Below are 16,637 nucleotides of genomic sequence, written 5' to 3' on the forward strand. Positions count from 1 at the left end.
ATGCTTCGTGAGAGATGCGTTCTGCCCCTGAGACAAAAATGAGCTTCTACGCTGGTTTATGTCCATAATGCCCGTATACATTTGATTACGTAGACTTAAAGCCGTGTTCAGGGAAAACAAGGAAAGTTGCCCGTTGGGCTCGGTAGAGAAAAGGCTACTCCCACTGAATTCGGCCTTCAAGCTCGCTGTTACACACGGTGTGCTCGCTTCCATACGCCTGCACATCAGTCGCAATGATTCTCTAGATGCACGCGATGAGGCAGGTCAGACGCCTTTGATGATTGCAGCAAGAAAAAATAAGGCAGAGGCTTGCCGCTTGCTGCTTAATGCGGGTGCGGACGAAAGTCTGGTCGATTCGAATGGCTGCACCGCGCTGGATTTGGCTCTGGCGGCAGGTGCGCACGAAACGTTGGCGGTGTTTGCTTCGCGCTGCCGTGGAAGTCAATTTCCGTCCGTTACCGAGCCAGTCCCACTGCCAGTTGCTAGCAGCCCAACGCTCGTGAAGCTGTCCTCGTGCCCCTCTACAACCACAAGCGCCGCCCTTGAAGACTCCGATGAAGGCTCATGGACTCCTGTAGAGGAAAAACCTCCGCCTGAGGATTTTCCGGCACTACGAGAGCTTGCGCGGGTGGCACAGACCAAGATGTCTGAGCATAGGCCAGAGGACACGGGTGCGGTTCAATGGGACGATGTGTCTGGCTATCTCCCGACCGACGTCGACATACCGGGTATCCCTGACCTGGTTGAGAAGGGTCTTCGCGAAATAGTGCTGATGGGTATTCGGGAGGGTGAGGTTCGGAGCGCTCACTTCAACGACCTGCTGACGGAGGTGGACACCTCGACACCGGATAGCCTGTTCAGGCTGATTGTTCAGATGTTGAACGACCTGGGTGTCGAGGTTGAAGATACATTTGGCCCCTCTGAAGAATGGGGCAGTTCACGGCCATCCATCCTGCCTGAAGCAACAGACGCAGAGGCAGAGTTGCAGGATGAGTCGCTGCAGTACCTGAAGGGTCTTTTGCAAGGTAGGAACGAACCCAGTCGCATCTTTACCAAGGAAGCGTACGTTCATCCGCTGTTGTCACAAGAGTCCGAGGTTCGGATTGCGCAGCTCATGGAGCAGTCTGTCGAGGCAGCGATTGAATACCTCTCAGTATGGCCGTCCGGGCTTCGCTCCCTGCTCACACGTTGTGAAGAGTTGAAACGTGGAGTGCGCAGTCTGCGCTCCATGCAAAGCAGCGGCACGTCAGAAGTAGGGGAGCCAGAAGTAGGGGAGTCGGAGGCCGAATCATACGAAAGCTTCGACCTTTCTTTGGCACCCTCGCCGCATAAGCACGATGCTAAAGAGGATGAAGAAGCAAGCGTCGAGACCGAGGAATCTTCTGACCATATGGAAGGGTTCATCCTGCTTGCAGGCGCTCTGCAGCAGTTGGTCAACTCATCAAATGACGGTTCGCCTGAGGTCGCTCGGAAGACTCGGCAGATTCTGTTGCAGATGCGGCTTGCCGGCTCGTTTCTCTGCTCGTTGAGCGACCCTACCGACACAGCCCCCGCAGCTAGAGGTTTTGCGATTAGCACTGGCAATTTCTTGAAATCTAGAGACCAGTTGGTGCTCTCGAATCTGAAGCTTGTCGTGCAGTTTGCAAAGCGATATGTCAGGCCGGGAGTTGACTATCTCGACCTCCTGCAGGAGGGGCATATCGGCCTCATTCGGGCAGTCGACAGGTTCGACTGGCGGCGGGGCTTCAAGTTTTCGACTATGGCGACATGGTGGATTCGGCAACAGGTGCAGAGAGCTGCGCCAGAACTAGGCTTCCACATACGACTGCCGGCCCATGCGGTAGAGAAGTCGTGGCTCATGAAAAGGTATCTGCGAGAGTTTGAGGATGAGCATGGTCATACGCCAACCACTGCTTGGTTGGCTGAAAAAATGGATATGCCCGTGCGCAAGGTTGAACCGGTTCTACGATGCATATCCGAAGCGGTCTCTCTTGATGACCTTGAAAAGCACGAGTGGCTCGTCGAAGTTCCGGAAAGCGACCCGGTCGAAGCTGCTCACACCTTAGAAACCACCGCAGGTGCAGAGAAACTGCTTCAGGCCATCGGTGCGAAAAGAGGCAGACGAATGGCTGAAAAGGTGTTACGTATGCGGTATGGAATCGGCGTTCACCAAGAGCTGACTTTGGGTGAAATCGGTAAACGATATGGGCTTACCAGAGAGCGCATCCGGCAGATTGAAAGTAAGGGCATCAAGCTTGCTCGTATTCACTTGGGGCTGCAGTCACCACAGGGAATGACAGAAAAAGTAGATGACAACCTCGATTTGTCTGAGGCCGGAGATGAACCTTACAGGACTGACAAGGGATGAGCAAAACCAGAAATGCCCCTCCTCGCGCTGGAGCACTTCTCGAATCGATGCGGGGACTGGGCTATACGACAGGTACTGCTCTGGCAGATATCGTAGACAACAGTATCTCGGCTGGTGCATCACTGGTAGATATCCAGTTCACTTGGTCGGGGGGGGGAGCTGGATATCTGTGCTTGACGATGGTTCCGGCATGTCCGATGGTGAGCTTGAAAGCGCAATGAGACTTGGAGACAAGAATCCCCTTGTCGTACGCCATACGTCGGACTTGGGGCGTTTCGGCATGGGTCTCAAGACTGCCTCGCTATCCCAATGCAGACGACTGACAGTCGCATCTGCGAAGAACGGCCAAACCTCCTGCCTGCGTTGGGACCTTGATGCGTTGGCCGATGCCCCTGATGCAGGGTGGTTGTTGTTCGAAGGTGCAGCTGAAGGCTCGGAGCAACTGCTCAAACAGTTGGCTTGTGACAAGCCCGGAACCCTGGTCCTCTGGGAACGTCTCGACAGGGTGGTCACTGCAGGATTCGCATTGGACGACTTCAATCAGTTGATTGACCGGGTGGAAGCTCACCTCGCCATGGTCTTCCATAGATTGCTGGAGGGACCCGCTCCCCGCTTTGTTCTGAAAATCAACGGGCGACAAGTTCGCCCTTGGGACCCGTTTCTCACGGGGCACCCGGGAAAGGCTTGGGCATCCCCGGTTGCTCGAACTGTGACCTCCTCAGGAGAAGTTTCAGTCGAATGTCACGTGCTCCCATACAAGGACCGGTTGACGACCCGCGAGTTCGAAATCGCAGCTGGCCCCGCAGGATGGAGTGCTCAGCAAGGGTTCTACGTCTACCGCAATCGTCGTCTGCTGGTCGCTGGCGGTTGGCTCGGTCTGGGAGCAGGCAAGGGGTGGACCCGCGAAGAGTCTCTGCGGTTGGCCAGAATTCGGTTGGACTTACCAAACACCGCGGATGCAGATTGGAAAATCGACATCCGGAAGTCGACAGCGCGACCACCGGTATCGCTACGCCCCTGGCTAACGCGACTGGCCGAGGAAACGCGAGACAGAGCACGTAGGGTGTTTGTGCATCGAGGTACTCCCGGCATTCTTCCGGGGGACAAACCGATTGGTCAGGCTTGGCGGTCAGAGAATCTGAAGGATGGCGTGAGGTATCGCATTGACCAAGACCACCCGGCCATTGCGGGTGTGCTTGACCGTGCAGGTGAACTTCTACCAGCTATCAAAGCGATGCTCAGCGTCATCGAGGCCACTGTTCCGGTGCAACGTATCTGGCTAGACACCGCTGAGCACAAAGAGCCGCCAAGGAATCGTTACGAAGGAGCTCCGTCTGCCGAAGTCCAGGAAGTCGCTGCGACACTTTTCGAAGACATGGTCACAAGGAGAGGAATGAGTGAAGAGTCTGCCAAGCGAATGCTGCTGGCAACCGACCCATTCCAGAACTTCCCGACCGTCATCAATGGATTGGGGCAACGGGACTGAATTTGAGAGCCGATGAGAGTCGGGAGGACAGATGAACGACAAAGAAAAGCAATTTGCAGATGTGGTGTCGGTCGCTCAGACACTGCTGAGAAAGCAGAAGGAGAAGGGGGACATCACCCCGTTCGTCATCAAGGACAAGGTGCTTTTGGCTGCCAGCATGTTGGCAGGTGAGTCGGAGGAGCCATTCGATGTGGACCGCGCCATCCAGGAGCTTGTCCGACGGTTCAGTCATTGGATAGGAAAAGACTCGTCACTGCAGGACGATGAGGGACACATTCAGTGGCTGAACGCTGCCAGGAAGAAGGATTGGCGCTATTGGCAGAGGTATCAGACCTTCCTCGAGAAGAAGATGGCGGTTGAGGTCGTCGGGGCTCTTGACGAGTCGACCGACAACATTTTGGGCCGTCTCGAGGACCCTACCCGTCAGGGGATATGGGACAGGAGAGGTCTGGTTGTAGGGCATGTGCAATCAGGCAAGACGGCGAGCTACACCGGGCTGGTTTGCAAGGCAGCAGATGCCGGCTACAAAATCATCATCGTTCTGGCTGGTCTGCATAACAACCTGAGAGCCCAGACACAGATTCGACTTGAAGAAGGCTTTCTCGGGTACGAAACCTCCGCCAGTCGAGACCCCGGAAAACCCATTGGCGTCGCTGAAATCGACAGTGACCCATCCATCCATCCGCATTGTGCAACCACGCGGGCCGACAACGGGGATTTCAAGCAGGCTGTAGCAGCCCATTTCGCCATCTCCCCCGAAGAGCGACCATGGCTATTCGTAGTCAAGAAACAGAAGACGGTCCTGACGCAGTTGTTCAAGTGGATTCAGCACCATGTTGCCGACACGGTAGACAAAGACACGAAGCGCAGACTGGTCTCCAGGTTGCCCTTGTTGGTCATCGATGACGAGGCAGACAACGCATCGGTGGATACGGGTGAACAGCTGTTTGACGACAACGGCAACCCTGATGAGGAGCATCAGCCTAAGACCATTAATAGCCTGATTCGAAAAATTCTTCACGCCTTCGAACGTAAAGCCTATGTCGGCTACACGGCTACGCCATTCGCAAACATCTTCATCCACAGACAGGGAGAGACCAAGGACGAGGGACCGGACCTCTACCCGAAGGCCTTCATCATCAATCTTGCTGCGCCGTCAAATTATGTTGGTCCCGCGAAGATATTTGGACTTTCTACGCCAGAAGGGCGTACCGAGGGCCTCCCCCTCATGCGTCCCATTGATGACCACATCAACAAGGAGACGCCCGGCGGTTGGATGCCGTTGAAACACAGCAAGGAGCATGTGCCCCACTTCAATGGGCAGGAAACTGTTCCGACCTCGCTCAGAAAGGCCTTACAGGCCTTTGCCCTTGCCTGTGCGGCGCGAGAGCTTAGGGGGCAGGGGAATGAGCATTCGTCCATGCTGGTGCATGTCACGCGCTTGGTTCAGGTCCAGAAACATGTCACCGCCCAGGTCGAGAATGCGCTCAGAAAACTCAAACAGGGCGTCACGCGAGGTACGGACCCGTCTCTCCTTCTTGAGCTTCAGGAGCTGTGGGAAGCCGATTTTGCGCCTACCACGCGGGCAGTGAATGAGCTGTCGGCGGACACAGATGGCTCCCTGCCTGCTCTCTCTTGGTCGGACATTGCTGTCAAGCTGCCAGATGTGCTTGAAGACATCGTAGTCAGGATGATTAACGGTTCAGCGAAGGATGCACTCGACTATGCGCAAGAAACAAGTCACGGCCTAAAAGTCATCGCTGTCGGTGGCGACAAGTTGTCACGTGGGCTGACGCTAGAAGGCCTCTGCACCAGCTACTTTGTCCGGACCACCAAGATGTATGACACACTGATGCAGATGGGGCGTTGGTTTGGTTACAGGCCTGGATATGTAGACCTATGCCGTCTCTACACAACGCCCGACCTCGTGGAGTGGTTTGGTCACATTGCAGACGCCTCGGAGGAACTGCGCGCCGAGTTCGACAACATGGCGGAGCGGGGTGCCACGCCGATGGACTACGGATTGAAGGTGCAGTCCCACCCTGTCATGCTGGTCACTTCGCCGCTGAAGATGCGGACCTCAAAGCCTCTTTTGCTCTCGTTCAGCGGCGAGGTGCTGGAAACTGTTTCACTTCACACCGATGCCAAGATTCTGGACAAGAATCTAGATGCCACAAACCGGTTGATTGAGCGAATGGGTGCCCCGGCCAAAGGTCCCAGCTTTCCGCTCGACCGCGGTGAGCTGAAGCAACAACACAAGGGATGGCTGTGGGATTCCGTTCCTGTGGACCACGTAGTTGACTTTTTCGACGACTATCAGACACATCCCGAAGCTCGCAAGGTCAACAGCAAACTACTGTCCCGATTCATCAAGGACATGGCGACCAAAGGCGAGCTGACGACATGGACGGTCTATCTGGCTTCCAGTTCTGGAGGGAATCCCGCCACCTTCCATGGTGGTCTGGGCATCGAAAGCATGCTGACTCGAAAGTCGAACACGGGTAAGCTAGACCGATATTCGTTCGGACGCCTGCTTTCTCCAAGAGACGAGGCCGTAGACATGGGCCTTCCAGCCTGGGAAGCTGCGCTCGCTCTCACTAAGGCGAAGTCGGCAAATGCAACCATACCAGCGCAGCAACAAGGGGACTCCAAGACGCCCGAACACCCCAGCGGCCCCGCCATCCGAAAAATCAAGGGCGATGGCGCAGCAGGGGTACCTCCATGCCGCAACCGCGGCCTACTGCTCCTCTATCCACTTGACCCGACGGAGTCGGGTAGTGAGAACTCTGCGTTTGTCACAAGGACTACTCCGGCGATGGGTATCGGCGTGAGCTTCCCGGTTAGTGATTCGGGGGTGAAGGTTGAGTATCTCGTGGACCATAAACTCTGGAGCGAATATGGCGCGAGCGAGTGAAGAGTTTCTCCTTGCCTGGCAATCGCTCCCTTGGTCCGGAGCAGAGAGTGGTTGGCAAACCATTCCCGTGACTGCTCCATCCGCTGGTTGCGCCATTCGCGCCGGTCGAAAGCACCCTGCAGGGCAAGAGGCTGTGCTGGCAGGGTTTAACCAAGCGCTGTTACCCGCCTCCGAGAAGCTGCCGGATGGGCAGGGCTTTTTTGTCGAACAGGTGGCAATGGACGACGGCTGGACATGGCTCGCGATGACGCGTAGCGAGTCTGGACAGTTCGACCTCTTTGTTGCGATGGTTTGTGATGTCGTGGGCCTGCTTGATGCTGCAGGCCAAACTGACCAGCAAACCCAGATGCGACTATTCATCGAACGTGTGCGGGCTTGGCAGGAGTTTATGAGAAAGGGCGTGACCGCCATGGGGCCGGAACGAGAGGTAGGTCTCATCGGAGAGTTGACCGTGCTTGGCAGACTGCTGGACGAAGGCCTTGGTTGTGGCTTGGTCATCGACGCTTGGAAAGGGCCTCTAGACGGGGAGCAGGACTTCGAACTTGGCATGGGGGCTATCGAGGTCAAGTCGACCGTTTCTCAGACCGGTTTCCCGGCAAGGGTGGGGTCCCTGCAACAACTGGATGACTACATTCGTCAGCCTCTTTTCTTGGCGGGTGTGAAGTTGCGGTTGAACTCGGAGGGCTTCAACCTCCCTTCGCTGGTCGCCCAAACGAGGGAGCGGCTCAGAGAGGCGCCCGCGGCAGCAGTCACATTCGACCGGCTGCTGCGCGATGCAGGTCACTACGACGGTCACGCATCGCAATACACAAGGCGCTTCGAGCTGGCAGAGTTTCGCGTGTGCGAGGTAACCGGTAACTTCCCTCGACTTACAACCGGGAATGTGCCAGCAGGGGTGACCGCTGCGAGCTACAGCATCGACCTCGACCACACCAATGAAGCTCGTCTGTCGCTAGAAAAGGCGCTTGAAAAACTAGGAATGAAATCGAAATGACACTGCAAGAGTTTCTTCAGGAAACACAGGCTCAAGTCCGTGCACAAATGGTGGACGGCTCCCCCTTCGAGGAGAGCGTCTTTACCGAAATCGTGATGAAGCACATGTCGGAGGTTGGCATGACCGTCGAGCCTGTTTCTTGCGACTACCGGGGCAAGGTTGGCAATGGTGTCCTTAGGCTGAGCGGCTACTCAGTTTCGGAGGATGGCGACCAAGTTGACCTCTTCGTCAGTCTTTATGACGGCGCCAGTGACATCACGTTCATTTCCGACACTGACACCAAGAACGCAGCCGAGCAATGCATCCGATTTCTCCGGTTGTGCGCTGAGGGTAGGGCAATTGACACACTTGACCCGTCGCACGATGCAAGTTCGCTTGGGGGAATCCTGCATTCCATCTACAAGGATTTGGACCAAATTCGCATCTTTGTCCTCACCGACCGGGTAGCCAAGTCAAGGCAGTTTGCAGCTCGAGAAATTGGCGGCAAGCTAGTCCACCTTGAAGTTATGGACATTGAGCGCCTACATCGACATCTGTCGGAGGGGAAGCCCCGCGACGAACTCATGGCAGATTTCACGGAGTTGGCAGGCTCAGCGCTGCCTTGCATCTTCGTTCCTGGTAGCAAGGATGACTACGGCTACGCACTGACTGCCATGCCTGGGGAGGTCTTGAGGATGCTCTACGAGAAGTTTGGAGCGCGACTGCTGGAGGCCAATGTCCGTTCTTTCCTAAGCGCCAAGGGGAAGGGGGTCAATGCCGGAATTCAGAACACGCTTCGTAACGAGCCCAGCCGCTTCATGGCGTACAACAACGGCATTGTTGTCGTCGCTGATGAGGTGCATCTTGGAAAGGCAGAAGACGGCTCAATTGGCATCTCGTGGCTAAAGGGCCTCCAGATAGTCAACGGAGGACAGACCACCGCATCCATTTTCTTTACCAAGCGCAAGTACCCGGAGGTGAACCTTTCCAGAGTCCGGGTGCCCGCAAAAATCATTGTGATGAATCAGCAGGACCCTGCTGATGAAGAGGCTCTTATTTCTGATATCTCGCGTTTTGCAAACAGTCAAAACGCCGTCAAGCAATCGGACCTCTCTGCCAACAAGCCATTTCATATTGAAGTCGAGCGTCTATCCATGTCCGTCTATTGTCCGGACGGAGTATCTCGCTGGTTTTATGAGCGTGCGGCTGGCAGCTACAACACAATGCTTACCCGCTTGGGTACGACACCAGCTCGTCTGAAGGCTTTGAAAGATGAGATGCCTGTATCGAGAAAGATTACCAAAACGGACCTCGCGAAGTACCTAATGGCATGGGAGCAGAATCCGGATTTGGTCAGTCTTGGTTCGCAGAAGAACTTTGACCGCTTCATGGAGCGTGTCTCAGAGCAGTGCCAGAATGGCTGGCTTCCCAGTGTGGATGACTACAAGGCTATGGTTGCCAAGGTCAAGCTTTACCGAGACATGGAGAAGCTCATCCGTCCAATGTTTCCGGCTTTTAAGGCGAACGTGGCAGCTTATCTTGTCGCTCTGCTATCGAGGAAGCTTGGAGACCGAATCAACCTCGAGAGAATTTGGCTGAAGCAGGGCATTTCTCCAGAGCTTTCACAGCAGCTCAAGGTATGGGCAGATGAGGTTAATAACATATTGCACGCCACGGCAAACGGCAGGATGGTCTCGGAATGGGCCAAGAAAGCGGATTGCAAAGAAGCTGTGCTTGATGCAGCTTACTCCGCTCCGATGGCCGGCATACCCGAAATCGGGTAACCGTGGGTTTACCGCCTGCTCAGGCGTTTTCCAGTGCCATGCTCGTCTTCCTGCTCGACGGCTGAGCCTTTCCCGTAAGGATGGAGTACACCACGTGTGCAATCTTATTAGCCAGCAGTGATGGGACTGCGTTGCCTACTTGATGGAACTGCTGTGTGCGGTTTCCCTGGAAAAAGTAGTTATCCGGAAAGGTCTGTAGTCGGGCGGCTTCGCGCACGGTCAGACTTCGACACTGGGCTGCGTCGTAGTGTATGAAGTAGTGCCCATCCTTGGCGATGTGGCTCGTTACGGTTGAGCTCGGATGTTCCCGAAGTTGAACCCTGAAGCGGTCGATAAACTTTCCCGATTCCCAGTTTGCGTGCTCGGGCGCTAATCCCGTCAGCGCAAACTCAAGATGACCTTTGGGTGTCCGCCCATTCGCCTCGCCATACGCCGAAGTGTAGAAGTAACGACCGAGGTCGCTCGCCATGTGAGACCTAGATTCGTGATTGAGCCAGACCTCGAGCTTTGGGTCCTTGACCCACTGCAGGTAAGCCGTGAGGGCCTTCTCTTCTACAGGCATCCGATATCTGAGCTTCCCTGTTTCCATGGATTTCCCGACATCCCCAAGGGCTCGCAGCATAGCTTCGCCTAGGGTGAACATTTCCTTGTCCAAGGCTTCTGCAATCAGGCGCAATCCTCGAGTTGTGACTTCATTGCGCCAAGCATTAGGGCTGTCATCCTTGCTCAGCCTGCTGCGGAGTTTGGGGAGAGCACCGATGGCATGTTCGACGCTCAAGGCGGTGCTTGGTTTCAGATACTTGCCACCATCGTAAGCAATGTCTGCCCTGACACCGAGAAGGATGACTCGATGCCTTGCCTGGGGAATGCCATACCTTTCTGATTCAATAATGAACGCATTTGCATCAATTGCTCCCGGGTCGTCTCCATGAGAGAAGCACACAGGCTCGACGAGTGAGTGGATGACATATCGCTCCCCGTCAGAGCTACGCAGTGCAGCTCCTGGGTTCGAAAGGTCTCTCAGGATGTCGTGGAAAACCTTTTGCCCTCCTACTTTGGAAGACAGAATGCCTTTGACGTTCTCCATGACGAAAACGGCCGGCTGCGTCTTGTGTACGATTCGCAGATATTCTCGGTAGAGAAAGTGACGGTGGTCGTCTTCGGCCTTGTAGTCTTTCTCGCCTTTGTTTCGTGCTCTACCAACCAGTGAATAAGCCTGACACGGTGGGCCTCCGATGAGCACGGTCCGGTCAGCATCCAGCGTTGATTTTTCGAGCAACTCATCCAGTTTTAGATTGTCCTCTGGCGCTCCCAGAGTGAGCTTCCAAGCCTCGCGCGTCGCGTCAGCCCATGCAGACCTTATGACGGTGGATGGATGTGGAGCATCCTCCGAGTGGCAGAAGTTGTAGTAAGCGGCGAGGGCCTTTTGGTCGCCCTGGATGCGACGAAAAAAGCTGCGCATGGTGAGTGTTCTGTGGGCGCTATCTTCCATCTCGGCAGAGATGGCAATCTCGAACTTGTCGCCGCCTCCGTACCTAGCAAAACCTTCGCCGAGTCCCCCCGGCCCTGCGAACAGGTCAACTACCCTAAAGTTCATTTCTTACCTGTTCGAAACACTGCGGGTGCACCAACGTCACCTTGCAAAAAGTCTGCATTTGCGAATTCGCCCAGTCCCTGCTTACCTTCAACCCAGGCTGCCAAACTTGCTGCGAGAGCCGCATCATCTTTATTCTCTCGCAGGAAACACTCCCAGACCAGTAGCACTCTCCATCCCGCTTCCCGCAGGGCTAATACAACGGCGGCATCACGTTTCCGATTGCCAAGCAACTTTGGTTCCCAAAACTCTTTGCGCGAGCGGGGCATCTTGGCCAGGCGACATCCTTGGTGGAAATGCCAGAAACATCCGTGGACAAAGATGACTACTTTGTGCCTCGGTAGTACCACGTCAGGAGAGCCAGGTAAGTCCTTGCGGTGCAGTCTGAATCTGTACCCAAGCCTGTGAAGAACCCGTCTGACCCTCAATTCGGGGCCAGTGTCGCGGCTACGAATACCCGACATCATCAGGCTGCGCTTGTGCGTGGAGACGATGTCGTTCATTCGGTGGAAGCAGTGTGTTGTCCAGCGAAAAAATCGACTGCACCATGGCACTAAATTGAGACAGGTGTGTATGGTACCAGGACAGGAGAAATACCTCGCTCCTACTGTGTAGGGAGCGAGGGATGGCGCGCTTTTGGTCTTTTCTGTTACCGTCAAGGAGCATACGCCCCATGCCACCTTAGCGTAGTCGGCCCCTTGCCTGAGGGCTCGGCTGATAGCTGGGGCCTGATGGACCGGAAAACTCCAGGCTTGTGTAGGCCGGGTCCAAATCCAACGAGTCCGTGGTCGTTCACCCCTTGGACATGGTGATGAACCCTTTCCCGGGGTCAAAGCCACTTTCCAGATTGAAGGCATCGATGACCTTCTCGATGGTGGACAGCACATCAGAGGCGCCTTCACTGAGTAGGTCGAGCTGGCACATCACTTCCTGATATTGCTCTGACTCGGCCGTGAGGCTCTCGAGTTCTTCCCAGAGTTTGGAGCGTTCCGAGGCGACCAAGCGCAGCTGCCGAAAACCTTCCTCAAGCGCCTCGCATGCTCGTTCATCACCTTCTAGGCGACTGAAGTGCGATGCTGCGCCAATGAAATCATTGGCGGCCATGGCGTGGAGCTGTGGCAGCGAATCTTCAGCCAACGTCCTCATCTCGACATAGTCGAAAGACTCGTCGCTGATTCGTACCGTGCGCCGGCAGTACATCGCTGCGTTGGTGTAGCTGTAGTGCAGACCTGCGTTGAGGTCAGCAGCAAACGGCATGAAATGTGTCGCGTTCGGGAGCAGGTTGTACTTAGATGTCATGGCTTGATTCCTGATTGGTTGTGGAAAGGTTGCAGTGAAAGCACTGGTCCTTGATGTAGTCCGGTGTTTTAGCCATCCGAACATGAGCCAGATGCAAAAGAATAATGTTTCGTTACTTACATAACGTTACATTTGGCCCTGTCCCCTCAAAAAGCGCAACGGAAAGCTTTCTTCCTGTAAGTGCAACCTCGAGCGCTGCCTGCGAGCTGCGTGAACCCAACCACAAGGACAACCTAAAAATGATGTTTTTGTTCAATGGCATCCGTGCCCAAGTCGAGCCCGTTCCTGCGAAGACAGGCTGGTACCAACTCACGGGTAAGCACATCGAACGCTGGACGATGGATGTAGGGGACACCTTGAGCGACTTGGAAAATGGCGGTGCCCAGGTCGACTACCAGGCAAAAATTCTGGGCATCCACGACCGCGATGCAGAGATTGCTGAGCGGGACCCGCGTTTCAACGAGGAGAACAACCCGGAAGATGGCGCCACTTTCGGGGTCTACACAGAAGCTGGCCGCACTTACATGCTGCTCGCAGTCAACCAAGCGGAGTACGCTCTTTTCCGGTTCCTGTGCCCGCATGAATCCGGCGACGACGACGCGTTCGACCCCATCAGCGATTACCGCCTCGACGCTGCTGCAGCGAACGCTACAGACGCCGCCTGACGCTCAGCTTTTCTGTTGTGCCATTTCCTGGGGTTGGGCACATAAGCTCTCCCGTGTTCACATGGACCTGACTTGATGCGAAAACCAGATGCACTTGAAGCTACGAGCGCTCGAACTCCGCCCAAGGCTTGGGCCAGACCACGTTGGCAAAGGAAATTTGGTCCAGGTAGGGCTTCATCAGACTGGGGGGCAATTCGCCGCCGTAAGCGGCCGATGACCCCTCCACTTTCTCGAGGTGAGCCTGCGAGCGGCCACTGATTCGCTCGACCATACCCTTCGGCCAAGGGTGGCCACTTCGCGAATCGGAAGCCACGGTTTTGCGAACCGCGTCCTCCCAGTAGTGCCTGAAACTGTGAAAGGTGTAGCCACTCTCGAATGCCAGGTCTTCGCGCAGGAAATCGTTGAAGCGCTGCAGGAGGGTGTTGGACTTCCGCTCGAATTTGGTGTGGAGCTCTGGGAAGAGGGCGCCAGCCTTCTTGGGACGAACATACCGTTTACCGGGGCCCAGTTCCACAAACATATCCGCCGCTTCAGGCACTTGCTGCTTTTTGCGCTGCGACTCGACGTATTCGGCGAAACCAAGGTCCAGCAGAACTTTGTGAACTGGCACCCAGCGCTGACTGTCTTCGTTTTTCACACGACCGGACTCGACGGTGATGTGAATCGAAAAAACACCAGATTGCATACCTACATCGACCAGAGTGAGTTGGCATACTTCCTCGGCGCGAAGCCCCTGGCAGCAGGCGATGAGCGGTACCCAATACCGAGCGTTGCCTGCAAGGACGGTTTCCGTCCTTAGCTTGCCAACGGGCTGATTGCGACCGCTGTACCAGACGGATGCAAATATCTCGCGGATGTAGATGGAATTGAAGGTTTCGCGCGGCTTCTTCCGCGCAGCTGCTTCCACTTTGTCCAGCTTGGGCGCCTGAATGCCGAGGGCCGGGCTCTGCTTGATGCCAAATTTACCCGACAGAACCGCATAGTCGAACAGGGAGCGCAGAGCTGGAAGGTAGCCATCTGTGATGGTCTTTTCGGCGAGCTTGTCCACGCGCAGGAGCTTGTTCAACCAGTCCCACACGTCCTTCTTCTCCACGGCTACCACGAGCTTATCGTTGGTAAATTCGATGAAGTTCTTGATGCGGCTCGTGTAGCTGCTGCGCGTCTTTGGGTCTGTCGGCGCATGTTCTTTTTCCCAGCCTTGCAGAAGTTCGCCGAGCCAGGGACCGGACTCACCTTCAGCCAAGTCAGCAAATTCGCCTTGGCTGCGCCGCTGCATCAGCTCGTAGGCGCGTTTCTCCACCTTGACCATGGCATCGATGAACTCCGCCAGCATAGGGTCTTGCTTGTCGATGTCGTAGCCCATCATGTGCGCGAACTCGATGACCGTTTCCACGAAGCGTTCGTACCCGGGGGCCGACTTGCGACGGGCAATGAGCTTCTTCAGGTCGTCCAGGCTGAGCTCGATGAGCTCGTCATGCTCATCCCACTGCTCGGGCTCATCAATCAAGCTCCGTTCTTCATCGTCGAAGCGCACGAGGCTTGCAAGGCGAATGTGCGCGATTTTCTGAATGAGGGATGCATCGAGCACGACCGTCTGAGGCTGCTCGGTTGTGTACCCCTTCAGCAACTCCCGTTTGGAAAGAAACTCGCGACTTTTTTCAAGCACGAACGCAGCTGCCCGTGCTTCGGCGAGCACGCGGTCAGTGGTTCGGGTTGATTGCTTGAAATCTGACTTCTTGTAGAACTCAAGAAGTTCGGCTGGCACATAGACGCGAACATACCAATTCTTCGTCTTGCCGCCTGGGGGCACAAACAGGTTCATTTTTACCTCGCCGTATGACGTTTCCGTACGACTTGGCTGCTGTAACCTGTTGATTCTCATGAAAGTCCTTGGAAATCAAGGACTTATTTTAAGTTGGCGGAGAGGGCGGGATTCGAACCCGCGGTGGGGATTAGCCCACACACGCTTTCCAGGCGTGCGACTTAAACCGCTCATCCACCTCTCCGAAGCCCTCGATTATAGCCACAGGATTGGGGCATTCCGGTCAGAGGTCGGGATCGCCTGAAAATTTCCGCTGACCGATGCGCCGTCAGCCTGCCTTTTGGGATGTCTGCACCATCTTCATGGCCGAGCCGATCAGCGCTGACACTTCGGTCATGTTGCTGGGCACGATGAGGGTGGTGGTGGCATCCGACGCGACCTGGCTATAAGCATCCACGGCTCTTTCGGCCACCTTGAGCTGCACGGCCTGTTCGCCGCCGGGCTGGCGGATGGCTGCAGCCACGCGCTCGATGGCCTGGGCGTTGGCCTCGGCCACGGCCTTGATGGATTCGGCCTCGCCCTGGGCCTTGTTGATGACCGCCTGTTTTTCGCCCTCGGAGCGGGCGATGAAGGCCTCGCGTTCGCCCGTGGCGATGTTGATCTGTTCCTGGCGGCGGCCTTCGGAGGCGGCGATCAGTGCACGTTTTTCACGCTCCGCAGTGATCTGGGCCTGCATGGCGTGCAGGATTTCCTTGGGTGGCGTCAGGTCCTTGATTTCGTAGCGAAGCACCTTCACGCCCCAGTTCAGGGCAGCTTCGTCGATGGCCTGCACCACCTGCGCGTTGATGATGTCGCGCTCCTCAAAGGTTTTGTCCAGCTCCAGCTTGCCGATGACCGAGCGCAGCGAGGTCTGCGCCAGCTGGGTCACGGCCATGATGTAGTTGCTCGACCCGTAGCTGGCGCGCATCGGGTCGGTGACCTGAAAGTACAGGATGCCGTCCACCTGCAGCTGCGTGTTGTCGCGCGTGATGCACACCTGGCTGGGCACATCGAGCGGGATTTCCTTCAGGCTGTGCTTGTAGGCGACCTTGTCCACGAAGGGGATCAGAAAGTTCAGGCCCGGGGTCAGCGTGCCCGCATATTTACCCAGGCGTTCCTTGACCCAGGCGTTTTGCTGGGGCACGACCTTGACCGAGCGGGCGATGAAGATCACGGCAATGATCAGGAGGACGATGGCAATTTCCATGAGAAGCCTTTCTTGACGGTTCGGTGAAGGATTTGCAGTGCTTACAGCGGGTCAACCAGCAGGCGGTTGCCCACCAATTCGGCGACCCGGTGCATGCCGGTCGAGGGGGTGACCCCGGGGCGGTGGATGGCCGTCCATTGGGCGCCCCGGTACTTCACGGTGGTGGTGCCGTCGGGGCTCCAGCTTTCGATGAGGATGGTTTCGCCCACATCCATGTTCACGCTGCGGTCCGCGCGTGCCGACGGGTCGCCAGGTCGCTTTTTGCGCACCAGGTAGCAGGCCACAACGGCCCCGCCGCCCACAATGGCGGCCGACACCATCTGCAATGCCGACGCCAGACCGAGGTGGGCGGCCAGGGCGGCGGCCACCAGCCCCAGCGCCACCATCAGTAAATAGAACGTACCGGTCAGCAGCTCTGCCACGACCACGGCCCCCGCTGCCAGCCACCAGATGGTGGATGCCTCCATGTCGAACCTCCTCGTGTGGTTGTGTTTGTTGCACCACATTCTGGGTCAAAAGAATGGCAGTTCAAAGGCGCGTCAACGT

Annotated in this window: 12 protein-coding genes and 1 tRNA gene; 6 read left to right on the top strand and 7 right to left on the bottom strand. The window is 56.1% G+C overall.

Annotated features, from left to right (window positions below; genetic code table 11):
- Positions 1-103: 103 nt before the first annotated feature.
- From ACODSU_RS11295 to ACODSU_RS11315, 5 genes are all read left to right on the top strand, one after another.
- Positions 104-2,368, top strand: a complete 2,265-nt coding sequence (locus tag ACODSU_RS11295; RefSeq protein WP_488842372.1) for a sigma-70 family RNA polymerase sigma factor — start codon at positions 104-106, stop codon at positions 2,366-2,368.
- A gap of 190 nt (positions 2,369-2,558) precedes the next feature.
- A complete protein-coding gene (locus ACODSU_RS11300; RefSeq protein ID WP_488842373.1) occupies positions 2,559-3,854 on the top strand; it encodes an ATP-binding protein in 1,296 nt (431 codons plus the stop codon).
- Between the two features lie 31 nt (positions 3,855-3,885).
- On the top strand, positions 3,886-6,768 hold the full coding sequence (locus ACODSU_RS11305; protein ID WP_488842374.1) for a Z1 domain-containing protein: 2,883 nt from the start codon (positions 3,886-3,888) through the stop codon (positions 6,766-6,768).
- A complete protein-coding gene (locus tag ACODSU_RS11310; protein ID WP_488842375.1) occupies positions 6,752-7,762 on the top strand; it encodes a PD-(D/E)XK motif protein in 1,011 nt (336 codons plus the stop codon). The genes ACODSU_RS11305 and ACODSU_RS11310 overlap by 17 nt, the downstream gene beginning before the upstream one ends.
- Complete coding sequence (locus tag ACODSU_RS11315; protein ID WP_488842376.1) at positions 7,759-9,525, top strand: AIPR family protein; 1,767 nt, start codon at positions 7,759-7,761, stop codon at positions 9,523-9,525. The genes ACODSU_RS11310 and ACODSU_RS11315 overlap by 4 nt, the downstream gene beginning before the upstream one ends.
- Positions 9,526-9,544: 19 nt before the next feature.
- Here the strand turns inward: ACODSU_RS11315 and ACODSU_RS11320 are convergent, their stop codons facing one another.
- The 3 genes from ACODSU_RS11320 to ACODSU_RS11330 form a co-directional block, all read right to left on the bottom strand.
- Positions 9,545-11,122, bottom strand: coding sequence for a DNA cytosine methyltransferase (locus ACODSU_RS11320; RefSeq protein ID WP_488842377.1), 1,578 nt, complete (start codon positions 11,120-11,122; stop codon positions 9,545-9,547).
- Positions 11,119-11,622 carry a very short patch repair endonuclease gene (locus ACODSU_RS11325; RefSeq protein ID WP_488842378.1) on the bottom strand — a complete coding sequence of 168 codons (504 nt, stop codon included), beginning with the start codon at positions 11,620-11,622 and terminating at the stop codon, positions 11,119-11,121. Before ACODSU_RS11325 ends, ACODSU_RS11320 begins: the two co-directional genes overlap by 4 nt.
- A gap of 289 nt (positions 11,623-11,911) precedes the next feature.
- Entirely contained in the window at positions 11,912-12,418 is a 507-nt protein-coding gene (locus ACODSU_RS11330; protein WP_488842379.1) for a hypothetical protein, read from the bottom strand.
- Positions 12,419-12,657: 239 nt separating this feature from the next.
- Here ACODSU_RS11330 and ACODSU_RS11335 point away from each other — a divergent pair, with 239 nt between their 5' ends.
- Positions 12,658-13,083 carry a hypothetical protein gene (locus ACODSU_RS11335; protein WP_488842380.1) on the top strand — a complete coding sequence of 142 codons (426 nt, stop codon included), beginning with the start codon at positions 12,658-12,660 and terminating at the stop codon, positions 13,081-13,083.
- Positions 13,084-13,183: 100 nt separating this feature from the next.
- Here the strand turns inward: ACODSU_RS11335 and ACODSU_RS11340 are convergent, their stop codons facing one another.
- The 4 genes from ACODSU_RS11340 to ACODSU_RS11355 form a co-directional block, all read right to left on the bottom strand.
- Positions 13,184-14,905: a DUF6538 domain-containing protein gene (locus tag ACODSU_RS11340; protein ID WP_488842381.1), complete on the bottom strand. Its 1,722-nt coding sequence runs from the start codon at positions 14,903-14,905 to the stop codon at positions 13,184-13,186.
- Between the two features lie 94 nt (positions 14,906-14,999).
- Positions 15,000-15,089: transfer RNA gene (locus tag ACODSU_RS11345), tRNA-Ser, on the bottom strand.
- A gap of 84 nt (positions 15,090-15,173) precedes the next feature.
- A complete protein-coding gene (locus ACODSU_RS11350; RefSeq protein ID WP_015014685.1) occupies positions 15,174-16,091 on the bottom strand; it encodes an SPFH domain-containing protein in 918 nt (305 codons plus the stop codon).
- Between the two features lie 41 nt (positions 16,092-16,132).
- A complete protein-coding gene (locus tag ACODSU_RS11355) occupies positions 16,133-16,558 on the bottom strand; it encodes an NfeD family protein (RefSeq protein WP_060984862.1) in 426 nt (141 codons plus the stop codon).
- Positions 16,559-16,637 lie beyond the last annotated feature (79 nt).

The sequence above is a fragment of the Acidovorax sp. FG48 genome (genome assembly GCF_057809085.1).

Excerpts from the sequence above, each read along its gene's own strand:
- ACODSU_RS11300 (WP_488842373.1), top strand. The coding sequence starts at position 2,559 with ATGTCCGATGGTGAGCTTGAAAGCGCAATGAGACTTGGAGACAAGAAT.
- ACODSU_RS11305 (WP_488842374.1), top strand. The coding sequence starts at position 3,886 with ATGAACGACAAAGAAAAGCAATTTGCAGATGTGGTGTCGGTCGCTCAG.
- ACODSU_RS11310 (WP_488842375.1), top strand. The coding sequence starts at position 6,752 with ATGGCGCGAGCGAGTGAAGAGTTTCTCCTTGCCTGGCAATCGCTCCCT.
- ACODSU_RS11315 (WP_488842376.1), top strand. The coding sequence starts at position 7,759 with ATGACACTGCAAGAGTTTCTTCAGGAAACACAGGCTCAAGTCCGTGCA.
- ACODSU_RS11320 (WP_488842377.1), bottom strand. The coding sequence starts at position 11,122 with ATGAACTTTAGGGTAGTTGACCTGTTCGCAGGGCCGGGGGGACTCGGC.
- ACODSU_RS11325 (WP_488842378.1), bottom strand. The coding sequence starts at position 11,622 with ATGAACGACATCGTCTCCACGCACAAGCGCAGCCTGATGATGTCGGGT.
- ACODSU_RS11330 (WP_488842379.1), bottom strand. The coding sequence starts at position 12,418 with ATGACATCTAAGTACAACCTGCTCCCGAACGCGACACATTTCATGCCG.
- ACODSU_RS11335 (WP_488842380.1), top strand. The coding sequence starts at position 12,658 with ATGATGTTTTTGTTCAATGGCATCCGTGCCCAAGTCGAGCCCGTTCCT.
- ACODSU_RS11340 (WP_488842381.1), bottom strand. The coding sequence starts at position 14,905 with ATGAACCTGTTTGTGCCCCCAGGCGGCAAGACGAAGAATTGGTATGTT.
- ACODSU_RS11350 (WP_015014685.1), bottom strand. The coding sequence starts at position 16,091 with ATGGAAATTGCCATCGTCCTCCTGATCATTGCCGTGATCTTCATCGCC.
- ACODSU_RS11355 (WP_060984862.1), bottom strand. The coding sequence starts at position 16,558 with ATGGAGGCATCCACCATCTGGTGGCTGGCAGCGGGGGCCGTGGTCGTG.